11 protein-coding genes are annotated in these 12,274 nt (G+C 72.9%); 9 read left to right on the top strand and 2 right to left on the bottom strand.

The window, feature by feature from the left end; translation table 11 throughout:
* Positions 1–62: 62 nt before the first annotated feature.
* From ACFYV5_RS14180 to ACFYV5_RS14140, 9 genes are all read left to right on the top strand, one after another.
* Positions 63–1,529: an MFS transporter gene (locus ACFYV5_RS14180; RefSeq protein ID WP_389168289.1), complete on the top strand. Its 1,467-nt coding sequence runs from the start codon at positions 63–65 to the stop codon at positions 1,527–1,529.
* Between the two features lie 14 nt (positions 1,530–1,543).
* The gene (locus tag ACFYV5_RS14175) at positions 1,544–1,957 is read left to right on the top strand and encodes a DUF3151 domain-containing protein (RefSeq protein WP_389168287.1); all 414 of its coding nucleotides are present in this window, start codon (positions 1,544–1,546) and stop codon (positions 1,955–1,957) included.
* A 376-nt stretch (positions 1,958–2,333) separates the two neighbouring features.
* A complete protein-coding gene (locus ACFYV5_RS14170; protein WP_389168285.1) occupies positions 2,334–3,119 on the top strand; it encodes a DUF3152 domain-containing protein in 786 nt (261 codons plus the stop codon).
* A 112-nt stretch (positions 3,120–3,231) separates the two neighbouring features.
* Entirely contained in the window at positions 3,232–4,080 is an 849-nt protein-coding gene (locus ACFYV5_RS14165; RefSeq protein WP_355113363.1) for a tryptophan 2,3-dioxygenase family protein, read from the top strand.
* Complete coding sequence (gene kynU, locus ACFYV5_RS14160; protein ID WP_389168282.1) at positions 4,073–5,290, top strand: kynureninase; 1,218 nt, start codon at positions 4,073–4,075, stop codon at positions 5,288–5,290. The genes ACFYV5_RS14165 and kynU overlap by 8 nt, the downstream gene beginning before the upstream one ends.
* Positions 5,291–5,384: 94 nt before the next feature.
* Positions 5,385–6,254, top strand: a complete 870-nt coding sequence (locus ACFYV5_RS14155; RefSeq protein ID WP_389168280.1) for an alpha/beta hydrolase — start codon at positions 5,385–5,387, stop codon at positions 6,252–6,254.
* Positions 6,255–6,358: 104 nt separating this feature from the next.
* Complete coding sequence (locus ACFYV5_RS14150) at positions 6,359–7,705, top strand: sensor histidine kinase (RefSeq protein ID WP_389168278.1); 1,347 nt, start codon at positions 6,359–6,361, stop codon at positions 7,703–7,705.
* Positions 7,702–8,361, top strand: coding sequence for a response regulator transcription factor (locus ACFYV5_RS14145; RefSeq protein ID WP_355113355.1), 660 nt, complete (start codon positions 7,702–7,704; stop codon positions 8,359–8,361). Before ACFYV5_RS14150 ends, ACFYV5_RS14145 begins: the two co-directional genes overlap by 4 nt.
* A gap of 143 nt (positions 8,362–8,504) precedes the next feature.
* Positions 8,505–9,692 (top strand): cytochrome P450, encoded by a 1,188-nt coding sequence (locus tag ACFYV5_RS14140; RefSeq protein ID WP_389168275.1) that lies wholly within the window; start codon positions 8,505–8,507, stop codon positions 9,690–9,692.
* A 47-nt stretch (positions 9,693–9,739) separates the two neighbouring features.
* Here the strand turns inward: ACFYV5_RS14140 and ACFYV5_RS14135 are convergent, their stop codons facing one another.
* On the bottom strand, positions 9,740–11,317 hold the full coding sequence (locus ACFYV5_RS14135) for an ABC transporter permease (protein ID WP_389168273.1): 1,578 nt from the start codon (positions 11,315–11,317) through the stop codon (positions 9,740–9,742).
* Positions 11,314–12,213, bottom strand: coding sequence for an ABC transporter ATP-binding protein (locus ACFYV5_RS14130; RefSeq protein WP_355113351.1), 900 nt, complete (start codon positions 12,211–12,213; stop codon positions 11,314–11,316). Before ACFYV5_RS14130 ends, ACFYV5_RS14135 begins: the two co-directional genes overlap by 4 nt.
* Between the last annotated feature and the right edge of the window lie 61 nt (positions 12,214–12,274).

The raw sequence follows: 12,274 nt of genomic DNA, 5'->3' as shown, positions 1-12,274 counted from the left end.
CTGACGAGCCCCGTCCGCCATCCGGCGGGCGGGGCTCCGCCGTTCGCGGGACGATGGCACGCATGGACATCAGGCTCGCCTCCGGCACGGGACGGTGGATCGTGCTCACCACCGTCCTCGGCTCCGGGATGGCGCTGCTCGACTCCACCGTCGTCAACGTCGCCCTGCCCCACATCGGCGCGGACCTCGGCGCCGACATGGCCGCGCTCCAGTGGACCGTCAACGCCTACATGCTCACGCTCGCCGGTCTGATCCTGCTCGGCGGGGCGCTGGGCGACCGCTACGGGCGGCGGCGGGTGTTCGTGGTCGGAGTGGTCTGGTTCGCCATCGCCTCCCTGCTGTGCGGGTTCGCGCCGAACGCCGGTGTGCTGATCGCCGCCCGCGCCCTCCAGGGCATCGGCGGCGCGCTGCTCACCCCCGGCTCGCTCGCGCTGATCCAGGCGAGCTTCCACCCCGACGACCGGGCGAAGGCCGTCGGGCTGTGGTCCGGGTTCGGCGGGGTCGGCGCGGCGATCGGGCCGTTCGTCGGCGGATGGCTGGTCGACGGGCCCGGCTGGCGGTGGGTGTTCCTGCTGAACGTGCCGCTGGCCGCGCTGTGCGTCCCCGTGGCGCTGCGCCATGTGCCCGAGTCGCGGGACGAGTCCGCGCACGGCCGGTTCGACGTCCTCGGGGCCGTCCTCGGGGCGGCGGCGCTCGCCCTCGTCACGTACGCGCTGATCGCCGAGGCCTGGTGGACGGCGGCGCTCGGACTCGCGGTCGGGGCGGCGTTCGTCCTCGTGGAGCGGCGGCGGGACCGGGCCGCGATGGTGCCGCCGTCGGTCTTCGCGTCCCGGCTGTTCACCTCGGTCAACCTGGTGACGCTGTGCGTGTACGCGGCGCTCGGCGGCTTCTTCTTCCTGGCCGCGCTCCAGCTCCAGGTGGTGTCCGGCTACTCGGCGCTCGCGGCGGGGACGGCGCTGCTGCCGACCACCGTGCTGATGCTGCTGCTCTCGGCGAAGGCGGGGGAGCTCGGCGAGAAGATCGGGCCCCGGATTCCGCTGACCGTGGGGCCGCTGGTGTGCGCCGGCGGGATGGTCCTCATGCTGCGGGTGGGCGAGGACGCCTCGTACGTACGGGACGTGCTGCCGGCGATGCTGGTGCTCGGCATCGGCCTGACCGTCCTGGTGGCGCCGCTGACGGCGACCGTCCTGGCCTCGGTGGAGGTGGCGCGCGCCGGTCTGGCGAGCGGGATCAACAACGCGGCCGCCCGCGCGGCGGGGCTGCTCGCGGTCGCGGCGCTGCCGACGCTGGCGGGGATGGGGCCGGAGGCGTACCGCTCGGCGGAGGAGTTCGGGGAGACGTTCCGGCGGGCGATGCCGATGTGCGCCGGCCTGATGGCGGCGGGCGCGGCCCTGGCCTGGGCGATGGTGCGGGCGCCGGCCGGGAAGGCGGACTGCCACCCCGAGTGCAAGGTCCACTGCGGGGTGACGTCTCCTCCGCTGGACCCGGGAGAGCGTTCGGCCCGGGGGGAGGAGAGGGAGGGGCTCTGAGGCAGACTGGCCTCATGGCCATCCACGAGAACCTCCTGGGGGGACCGCCCCCCACCCACCTGCCCGACGACCCGGAGCCGCGCGAGCTGCTGGCGAACGGCGCGGCGCCGGCGGACGTCGCCGCGAAGTACCCGACCTCCTCGCTGGCCTGGGCCCAGCTCGCCGACGAGGCGTACGAGGGCGGTCGCGTCATCGAGTCGTACGCGTACGCCCGTACCGGCTACCACCGCGGCCTGGACGCGCTGCGTCGCAGCGGCTGGAAGGGACACGGCCCGGTGCCGTGGGAGCACGAGCCGAACCGCGGCTTCCTGCGGGCGCTGCACGCGCTGGCGCGGGCCGCCGGCGACATCGGTGAGAAGGACGAGTACGAGCGCTGCTCGACGTTCCTGCGCGACTCCTCCGAGACGGCGGCCGAGACGCTCGGCTGAGGCTCGGCCAAGGCGTCGGTTGACGCTCGGCTGACGCACCCCTCCGGCGCGCGGTTCCGGTGCCCAGGGGTCTATGACGCACCTTCTCCGGCGCGTGGTTCCCCCCGTCCCCAGGGGCGGGGGGAAAACCGGTCATAGTCCTGAGGGCGTTCGAAGGCCGTTCGAGGGGCGGTTACGATCCTTCGGACCGTTGTACCGAGCCGCCGGCACAGAGGCCCCAGCCTCTCCCCCCACTCCGGCCGACGCAGGGGAGAAATCTGTCTTGGGCAAGCGTGCCGCCGCACCCACAGGACGGGGACGCACACAGAGCCGCCGGCAGGGCCGGGGGCGGGGCCGAGGGCGGTCCAAGCGCCGTCCCGGGAGTCCCATAAGACGCTTGTTCCTGCCCACGCTCGCCCTGATCGCGCTCTCCCTCGGCGCAGGCGTCGCACTCGCCCACTACAACAGCGGCGAGAACCCGGACTCCGCCGAGGCCGCGGCCCCCGCCGCCCGGACGACCACGCCGCCCCCTCCGCCGGCCACGACGCCGCCGCCGAAGCCGAGGCAGACCACCCTCAAGCCGAAGCCGCCGCTCACGCCCAAGAAGACGACCGTGCCGGCCTCCGGCGCCGGTACCTTCACCACGGCCCAGGCCTCCGGCGACATCGTCGGCACCGGCGGCACCCTGCGCCGCTACCGCGTCCAGGTCGAGGACGGCGTCGACCTCTCCGCCCGTCAGGTCGCCACCGAGATCGAGCAGATCCTCGACCACCCGCGCGGCTGGGCCGCCCACGGCCGTGGCCGGTTCCAGCTCGTCTCGGAGAACGCCGACTTCGTCATCCGGATCGCCACCCCGACGACCGCGGACAGGCTCTGCCTCGCGCAGGGCCTCAACACCCGGGGCGAGCTGAACTGCGAGACCGCCCAGGGCGTCGTGGTGAACCTCAAGCGCTGGATGCTCGGCTCCCCGACCTTCGCCGGCACGCCTGCCGAGTACCGGCATCTGATCATCAACCACGAGGTCGGGCACGAGATCGGCATCCGGATGCACATGACCTGCCCCGGTCCGGGCAAGCCCGCACCGGTGATGATGCAGCAGATCAAGGGCCTCAAGGGCTGTCGTTCGAACGCGTTTCCGTATGACGAAGACGGTAGCTACATCGAGGGTCCGATCGTGCCATGATGCGCATGGGGCCGCATGCGACGAAGCGTGCGGACCCGAGGGGACCGGGGCTCCACTTGCCACACGGAAGGAGCGGACCGCTACCCGGTAGTTGCGTATCGAGGAGACAGAAATGTCCACCTTCCCCGATGCCTCCGAAGCCGGTTCGGTCGAAGACCCGAACCTCGACTTCGCGGGCACGACGCCGTACGAGGACTATGTCCAGGCGGACGTCCTGACCCACCTCCAGCACCTTCGCTCGGACGATCCGGGCGAGATGGTCTTCCTGGTCACCACCCAGGTCATGGAGCTGTGGTTCACCGTCATCGTCCACGAGTGGGAGACCGCGAGCCGCGCGCTGCGCGAGGACCGCGTCCCGGTGGCGATGGACGCGCTCAAGCGCTCCGTGCGCGAGCTGGAGGCCCTGAACCACTCCTGGCGACCGCTCGCCCAGCTCACCCCGGCGCAGTTCAACGCCTACCGCGGCGCCCTCGGCGAGGGCTCCGGCTTCCAGTCGGCGATGTACCGGCGGATGGAGTTCCTGCTCGGCGAGAAGTCCGCGTCGATGCTGGTGCCGCACCGCGGCGCGCCCCGGGTCCACGCCGAGCTGGAGAAGGCGTTGCAGGAGCCGAGCCTGTACGACGAGGTGCTCAGGTTCCTCGCCCGGCGCGGGCTGCCCGTACCGCAGGCCGTGCTCGGCCGCGATCTGGCGAAGAAGTACGAGCCGTCGCCCGAGATCGAGGAGATCTGGGCCGGCATCTACGCCGACGCCGACCAGAACGCCGAGCTCGTCCGCCTGGGCGAGGCGCTGAGCGACGTCGCCGAGCTGGTCTGGCGCTGGCGCAACGACCACCTCGTCGCCACCCGCCGCGCCATGGGCTCCAAGACCGGCACCGGCGGCTCGGCGGGCGTGGCCTGGCTGGAGAAGCGGGCGCAGAAGAACGTGTTCCCCGAGCTGTGGACGGCGCGCAGCCATGTCTGAGACCTTGCGCGAGAGGGCGCTGCGGCTCGACGCCGAGGACCCGCTGGCCAAGCTGCGCGAGAAGTTCGCCCTCGACGACGAGACCGTCTACCTCGACGGGAACTCGCTCGGCGCCCTGCCCGCCCACGTACCCGCCCGGATGGCCGACGTCATCACCCGCGAGTGGGGGCAGCTGCGCATCCGCTCCTGGGACGAGAGCGGCTGGTGGACCGCGCCCGAGCGGATCGGCGACCGGATCGCCCCGCTCGTCGGCGCCGCCGCGGGACAGATCGTGGTCGGCGACTCGACCAGCGTGAACGTCTTCAAGGCGGTCGTGGGCGCGGCCCGGCTGAGCGCGGACGACCGGGACGAGATCCTCGTCGACGCGACGACCTTTCCCACGGACGGGTACATCGCGGAGTCGGCGGCCCGGCTGACCGGCCATCGGATGGTGGTCCTCGACCCCGCCGACATACCGGACGCGGTCGGTCCGCGCACGGCCGCCGCGCTGGTCAACCACGTCGACTACCGCACCGGCCGCCTCCAGGACCTGCCCGGCATCACGGCCGCGCTGCGCGCGGCGGGAGCGCTCGCCGTCTGGGACCTGTGCCACAGCGCGGGCGCGCTGCCCGTCGGTCTGGACGAGCACGGGGTGGACCTGGCCGTCGGCTGCACGTACAAGTACCTGAACGGCGGCCCCGGTTCGCCCGCGTACCTGTACGTCGCCGAGCGGCACCAGGCCGCCTTCGACTCGCCGCTGCCCGGCTGGAACTCGCACGCCGACCCGTTCGCGATGACCCCCGGCTACCGGGCGGCGGACGGCGCGCTCCGCGGCCGCGTCGGCACCCCGGACATCCTGTCCATGCTGGCGCTCGAATCGGCGCTGGACGTCTGGGACGGGGTGGACATCGAGGACGTGCGGGCCAAGTCCCTCGCGCTGACGGACTTCTTCCTGGAGTGCGTACGGGAGCACGTTCCGGCGGGCCGGGTCGAGTCCCTCACGCCGGGCGCGCACGCCGAGCGCGGCAGCCAGGTGGCGCTGCGCTGCGCCGAGGCGCCGGCAGTGATGGCCGAACTGATCGCGCGCGGTGTCGTGGGTGATCTGCGCAGACCGGACGTGCTGCGTTTCGGCTTCACCCCGCTGTACGTCGGTTTCGCCGACGCGGAGCGGGCGGCGCGGGCCCTGGCCGACGTCCTGGCCGAGGTGCCTGGTGACCTCCTGAGCTCGTAGGTCCGATGATCGCTTGATCTGTGGGGGCGTCAGTCCTGGTACCGTCCCCGCAGGTCAGGCCAATTCGGCCCCGTCCTCAGGAGGTTGGAACAGAATGCCGGACCCCGCCGCGCGCGACGCCGCCGAAGAAGCATCGGCCTTCTCGCACCCGGCCGTCGCCCCTGACGTGTCCGCCGCGTACGGCGAACACCCCGACCAGGTCGTCGACTTCTACGCACCGCGCGACGGCCGGCAGCGGGCCCCGCTCGTCGTCGCGCTGCACGGCGGTGCCTGGCGGGCGCCGTACGACCGGCAGCACCTGACTCCTTTCGTGGACTTTCTGGCCCGCCGCGGCTTCGCCGTCGCCAACGTCGAGTACCGGCGCGGCAGTGCCATCCCCCGGCAGGGCGGGACCGCTCCCGTCGCCGGCCGCTGGCCGGAGACCTTCGACGACGTGGCGGCGGCGCTGGACGCCGTGCCGCGGCTGGCGGCCGAGCATCTGCCGCAGGCCGATCCGCGCCGGATCGTGCTCACCGGCCACTCCGCGGGCGGCCATCTCGCCCTGTGGGCCGCCGCCCGGCACGTACTCCCCCCGGACGCGCCCTGGCGCCTGCCCGTTCCGCCCCCGCTGCGCGGGGTGGTGGCGCTGGCCCCCATCGCGCACTTCGACCGGGCGGTGGAGCTCGGGGTGTGCGGCGGTGCGGTGACCGAACTTCTCGGTGGGGAAGGAGAGTTCGACGTACGGGCGCGGCATGCCGACCCCGCTCTGCTGCTGCCGACCGGGATCGCCACCGCGGTCGTCCAGGGCCGGGAGGACGTCGTCGTCCCACAGGCCGTGGCCGACGCCTATGTGGAGGCGGCGGCGAAGGCGGGGGAGATGGTCGGCCTCACGCTCCTCCCGGACGTGGGCCACTTCCCGCTGATCGACCCGGCGGCGGACGCCTGCGCGGTGGTGGCGGAGGAGATCGCCCAGCTCGCGTTCTGACGAAGGGGGCCTCGGACCGTACCTACGGGGCGGTGGACCACGCGGACGCGTTCCGCGCGTAGGCCCGCGTAGTCCTTGGGACGGACGCGGGAGGATCCGTATTCATGGTGACGACCGCGTCCGCCCGCCCCCGTACCGTTGCTGACGTGACCGACACCCGTGCATCGAGCCGCAGCCCCGAGTTCCGCCTGGCCCAGGGCGCGCTCGGCGGGCTGCGCGAGGACCTCTTCCACGACGCGTTCGCCTACCGGCCGCTGGGGCCGATGTCGGTGGACGGGCCGGTGACCCGGCGCCTTCCGGAGCGGATACGCCGCAACGCCCGCTGGACCCCGCACGCGATCGTGGGGGCGTTCGCGCTCTTGGTCTTCGCGGTCGGGTCGGACATCGGTTCCGGCAGCGGCCTGTTCCTCCTCGCGTTCGCGGGTCTGCCGGCCGTGGCCGTGCTGCTGACCCTGGTCCGCCCGGTCCTCGCCTTCTGGGCGTCGCTGGCGATGACCCCGTTCATCACCGCCCTCGGCTCGTACAGCGACGGCTCGCCGTGGGGCCCGACCTCCGGCACCGCCCATGTGGTGATCATGACGGTGGTGGCCGCCCGGACCCGGCCGCGTACCGGCGCCTGGATGTGGCTGGTCAGCGCCGTCTACGCCTTCTTCGCCACCGGTCTCCTCGGCCGGGGAGCCGGCCCCGACGCCTTCGCGGTCCTCTTCCCCTCCGCGCTCGTGCTGCTCGTCGTGACCGTCCTCCAGGTCCGCCGCGAGGCCAAGGAGACCGTCACCGCCCAGCAGACGGTGACCGCCGTGGAACGCTCCAAGCGGACCCTCCTCGAGGAGCGCACGACCATCGCCCGCGAACTGCACGACGTCGTCGCCCACCACATGTCCGTGGTCGCCATCCAGGCGGAGGCCGCCCCCTATCGGGTCGAGAACCCGCCGCCGGAGCTGGAGCAGGCCTTCGTCACCATCCGCGAGAACGCGGTGGCTGCCCTGACCGAGCTGCGCCGCGTCCTCGGAGTCGTACGGGCGGAGGACTACGAGGCCCCCGACGCCCCGCAACCCACCCTCGCCGACCTGGAGGGGCTGATCGGCAACGTCCGCGAGGCCGGGCTCGACGTCGAGAAGACGGTGACCGGCGCGGTGCGGGAACTGCCGCAGGGCGTGGAGCTCTCCGCGTACCGGATCATCCAGGAGGCGCTGAGCAACGTACTGCGCCACGCGCCGGGCGCGGGGGCGAAGGTCGAGGTCAGCTATGTCCTCGGCGGGCTCGGACTGCGGATCGTCAACGGCCCCGCGCGCGGCCTGCTGAAGCCCTCGCAGGGCGCCGGACACGGCATCACCGGGATGCGCGAGCGGGTGTCGATGCTGAACGGCGAGATGACGGCCGAGCCGACCGAGGACGGCGGCTACGAGGTCACCGCGTTCATCCCCGTGACCCGCGAGGAGACGGACCAGTGATCCGGGTACTGATCGTCGACGACCAGATGATGGTCCGCGAGGGGTTCTCCGTGCTGCTCGGCGCGATGCCGGACATCGAGGTCGTCGGCGAGGCCGTCAACGGCCGCGAGGCGATCGCCCAGGTCGCGGCGCTGCGCCCGGACGTCGTCCTGATGGACATCCGTATGCCGGAGCTGAACGGCATCGAGGCGACCCGCGAGATCGTGGCCGCGGACGCGGACGCGAAGGTGCTGGTCCTGACGACGTTCGATCTCGACGAGTACGTCTACCAGGCGCTGCGCGCCGGCGCCTCGGGCTTCCTCCTGAAGGACGCCTCCGCGCGGCAGCTGGCCGAGGGCGTACGGGTGGTGGCGGCCGGCGAGGCGCTGCTCGCGCCCACGGTGACGAAGCGGCTCATCACCGAGTTCGCGAAGGCGGCCGAGTCGCCGAGACCACCGGCGCTGGCGCAGATCGGGGACTTGACCGAGCGGGAGACCGAGGTGCTCGTGCTGATCGCGCAGGGCCTGTCGAACGCGGAGATCGCCGACCATCTGGTGGTGGCCGAGTCGACGATCAAGACGCATGTCAGCCGGATCCTGGTGAAGCTGGGGCTTCGGGACCGGACGCAGGCGGCGGTCTTCGCGTACGAGGCGAGGCTGGTGCAGGTCGGCGGGTAGGGGCTGCGGAGGTCAGCGGGGGTCTGCGGGGCTGCGGAGGCCAGCGGGGGTCTGCGGGGCTGCGGAGGTCGTGGCCGCGGGCCGCGGCGCCGGTGCGGGCCCTGCCCCTCCCGTGGGCGGCCCGGCGCGGGTAGCGTCCGCCCATGGACGTTCCTTTCGAGCCCTGGTCGCCGGACTTCGTCGCGGACCCGTACCCCGCCTACGCCGAACTGCGGGCGCGGGGCCGCGCGCACTGGTACGCGCCGACCCGGCAGTGGCTGATCCCGCACCACGAGGACGTGTCGGCGCTGCTGCGTGACCGGCGTCTCGGCCGGACGTACACGCACCGGTTCACGCACGAGGAGTTCGGCCGCACGGCTCCTCCCGCGGCGCACGAGCCGTTCCACACCCTGAACGACCACGGTCTGCTCGACCTGGAGGCGGCCGACCACACCCGGATCCGGCGGCTGGTGTCGAAGGCGTTCACCCCGCGGACGGTGGAGAACCTGGTGCCGACGGTGGAGCGGCTCGCCCGGGAGCTGGTGGGCGGTCTCGTCGCGCGGGGCGGCGGGGACCTGCTCGCGGAGGTGGCGGAGCCGCTGCCGGTCGCCGTGATCGCGGAGATGCTGGGCGTCCCGGCGGAGGACGAGGAGCGGGCGCGGCTGCGGCCCTGGTCGGCGGACATCTGCGGCATGTTCGAACTGAACCCCTCGGAGGAGACGGCGCGCCGGGCGGTCCAGGCGTCGATCGAGTTCTCCGCGTACCTGCGGGAGCTGATCGCGCGGCGGCGGAAGGACCCGGGGGAGGATCTGATCTCGGCGCTGGTGGGTGTGGAGGAGCTGACCGAGCAGGAGATGATCTCCACGTGCGTGCTGCTGCTGAACGCGGGGCACGAGGCGACGGTGAACACGGCGGTCAACGGGTGGTGGACGCTGCTGCGGGAGGGCGTCCGTCCGGATCCCGAAAAGTTGTCCACAGCTGTGGAAGAAATCCTGCGGTACGACACCCCGCTGCAGATGTTCGAGCGCTGGGTCCTCGACGACATCGAGGTCGGTGACGTCGTGATCCCGCGCGGCTCGGAGGTGGCCCTCCTCTTCGGCTCGGCCAACCGCGACCCGGCGCGCTTCGGCCCGACCGCCGACGTGCTCGACCTCACCCGGGCCGAGAACCCCCACATCACCTTCGGCGCCGGCATCCACTACTGCCTGGGCGCGCCCCTGGCCCGCCTCGAACTGACCGCTCTCTTCGGGGAGGTGCGGCGCCAGGCCCCCGGCCTCCGGCTCGCGGCGGAACCGCGCCGCAAGCCGGGCTTCGTGATCCGTGGCGTGCACGAGTTGCTCGTGGAGGTCTGACCCCATGGCCGCGGAGCCCCGTCTCCGGGCCCCGCGTTCCGGCGACGTCAGGCGGTCGTCACGTCCCGGCGGCCCAGCCTCCACAGGCCGGCCGCGACGAGGGCCGCCGCGAGGGCCGTCAGGACGAGGACCGGGCCCCACGCCATCGCCGCGCCCGGCAGCTTCGGCAGGTGACCGAAGGGGGACAGGTCCAGGACCGACCGAGGCAGGTCCAGCGCCGGGCCGATCCAGCCGAGGGCCAGGGCGAGCCCCGCCGCCGCCCACCCCGCGGCCGCCGCCTTGGGCAACGCGCCCCACAGCAGGACCGCGAGCCCCGCCAGCGTCCAGATCGCCGGGAGCTGGGCCAGCGACGCGCCCAGGATCGGGCCGAGGTCCTCGCCGTACGAGACGTACAGGCCGAGGCCGCTCAGCAGCATGATCAGCGCCGCGCCGCCGAAGGCGATCAGCAGGTGTCCGGCCGCCCAGCGCAGCCGCCCCACCGCGTTCGCCAGGATCGGTTCGGCCCGCTGCGAGGTCTCCTCGCCGTTCAGGCGCAGCACCGACCCGACCGCGTACAGCGCCGCGACCATCCCGAACAGGTTCACCATCGTCGCCAGGAAGGCGTCCGTCAGACCGGTCCGACCGCCCATCCGCTCGAAGATCTCCCGGGCCTGCTCGTTGTCGCCCACGAGGTCGGCCGCGCCCGCGACCATCCCGCCGAAGACGATGCCGCCGAGCAGGAAGCCGGTCGACCAGCCGAGCACGCTGCCCCGCTGCAGCCGCCAGGCGAGCGCGCCGGCCGTTCCGAGCCGCCCTTCCGCCGGGCCAGGCCGGGTCGGCAGGAAGCTCATACCCACGTCGCGCCGCCCGGTCAGCTCGTACGCCACCACCGCCTGGACGAGCACGGCCGCGGCGATCAGGAGCAGCACCCACCACCGTTCGCCCGCGAAGGCGCGGACGTTCTCGGCCCAGCCGACCGGCGAGAGCCAGGTCAGCACCGACCCGCCGTCGGCCGTTCCCGCGTCGCCGGCCGCCCGCAGGACGAAGGCGAGGCCCAGCACCGCCGCCGTCAGGCCCTTGGCGAGCCGGGCGCTCTCCGTCAGCTGCGCGACGATCGCCGCCGTCGTGGCGAAGAGCATCCCGGTGCCGCCGACCGCGAGACCGAGCGCCGCCGCACCGCCCGCGCCCTGGCCGGCGAGACCGGCCGTGATGACGAGCGCGACGGCCGCGTTGGCGGTGAGCGCCGTGAGGAGTGCGGCGGTCAGCGGGGCCCGGCGGCCCACGACGGCGGAGGAGAGCATCTCCTGACGCCCGGTCTCCTCTTCCTCCCTGGTGTGCCGCACGACGATGATCAGGCTCATCACGGCGGCGAGGACGGCGGCGAAGGTGCCGAACCGCCAGGCCACGAGCCCGCCGAGGGAGTCGCTGAACACCGGCCCGTACAGCGAGCGCATCGAGCTGTTGGCGGTCATCGACGCGGCCAGTTCGGCGCGCTGCTCCTGGGTGCCGTACAGGCCCTCCAGGGAGCCGACACCACTGGCGACCATGCCGCCGGTGACGACGGCCCAGACCGGCAGCATCAGCCGGTCGCGGCGCAGGGCGAGCCGGGTGAGCGGGCGGGTGCCCGCGAGAGTCGAGGTGCTCATCGCGCGTTCGCCCCGTCGGTGGCGTAGTGGCGGAGGAACAGCTCCTCCAGGGTGGGCGGGGTGCTGGTCAGGCTCCGTACACCGGATTCGGTCAGGGACCGCAGCACGGCGTCGAGCTTGTCGGTGTCGACCTGGAGCCGGACCCTGTGGCCCTGGACGGCGAGATCGTGGACGCCGGGGAGGTGCGCGAGCCCGTTGGGCGGCCCGGCGAGTTCGGCGGTGACGCTGGTACGGGTGAGGTGGCGCAGCTGCGCGAGCGAACCGCTCTCCACGGTCCGTCCCTTGCGGATGATGCTGACCCGGTCGCAGAGCGTCTCGACCTCGCTGAGGATGTGCGAGGACAGCAGGATCGTGCGTCCGCGCTCGCGCGCCTCGGCGACGCAGCTCTGGAAGACCTCCTCCATGAGCGGGTCGAGACCGCTGGTGGGCTCGTCGAGGACGAGCAGGTCGGCGTCGGAGGCGAAGGCGGCGACCAGGGCGACCTTCTGGCGGTTGCCCTTGGAGTACGTCCGCCCCTTCTTCGTCGGGTCGAGCTCGAACCGCTCGATCAGCTCGGCCCGCCGGGCCTTGTCCAGGCTTCCGCGCAGCCGTCCGTAGAGGTCGATGACCTCGCCGCCGGAGAGGTTGCGCCAGAGCGTGACGTCACCGGGGACGTACGCGATCCGGCGGTGCAGCTCGACGGCGTCGTGCCAGGGGTCGCGGCCCAGGAGCTGGGCGGCGCCGGAATCGGCCCGCAGCAGCCCGAGGAGGACGCGGATGGCGGTGGACTTCCCGGCGCCGTTGGGGCCGAGGAAGCCGTGGACCTCACCGGTCTCGACGGTCAGATCGAGGCCGTCCAGCGCGTGTGTCCGCCCGAAGGACTTGTGCAGTCCGGCGATGGTGATTGCCTTCGTCATGCTTCAGAACATACGGTAGTTTCACAAACTTGTGAAGTTAAGGAAGCGTATAAAGTTGGGG

The organism is Streptomyces sp. NPDC003035, from assembly GCF_042888285.1.
Classification (GTDB): Bacteria; Actinomycetota; Actinomycetes; order Streptomycetales; family Streptomycetaceae; genus Streptomyces.
This window is presented reverse-complemented; position numbering and strand designations above follow the sequence as displayed.

Coding starts and splice junctions, on each gene's coding strand:
- ACFYV5_RS14180 (WP_389168289.1), top strand. CDS start 63: ATGGACATCAGGCTCGCCTCCGGCACGGGACGGTGGATCGTGCTCACC.
- ACFYV5_RS14175 (WP_389168287.1), top strand. CDS start 1,544: ATGGCCATCCACGAGAACCTCCTGGGGGGACCGCCCCCCACCCACCTG.
- ACFYV5_RS14165 (WP_355113363.1), top strand. CDS start 3,232: ATGTCCACCTTCCCCGATGCCTCCGAAGCCGGTTCGGTCGAAGACCCG.
- kynU (WP_389168282.1), top strand. CDS start 4,073: ATGTCTGAGACCTTGCGCGAGAGGGCGCTGCGGCTCGACGCCGAGGAC.
- ACFYV5_RS14155 (WP_389168280.1), top strand. CDS start 5,385: ATGCCGGACCCCGCCGCGCGCGACGCCGCCGAAGAAGCATCGGCCTTC.
- ACFYV5_RS14150 (WP_389168278.1), top strand. CDS start 6,359: ATGGTGACGACCGCGTCCGCCCGCCCCCGTACCGTTGCTGACGTGACC.
- ACFYV5_RS14140 (WP_389168275.1), top strand. CDS start 8,505: ATGGACGTTCCTTTCGAGCCCTGGTCGCCGGACTTCGTCGCGGACCCG.
- ACFYV5_RS14135 (WP_389168273.1), bottom strand. CDS start 11,317: ATGAGCACCTCGACTCTCGCGGGCACCCGCCCGCTCACCCGGCTCGCC.
- ACFYV5_RS14130 (WP_355113351.1), bottom strand. CDS start 12,213: ATGACGAAGGCAATCACCATCGCCGGACTGCACAAGTCCTTCGGGCGG.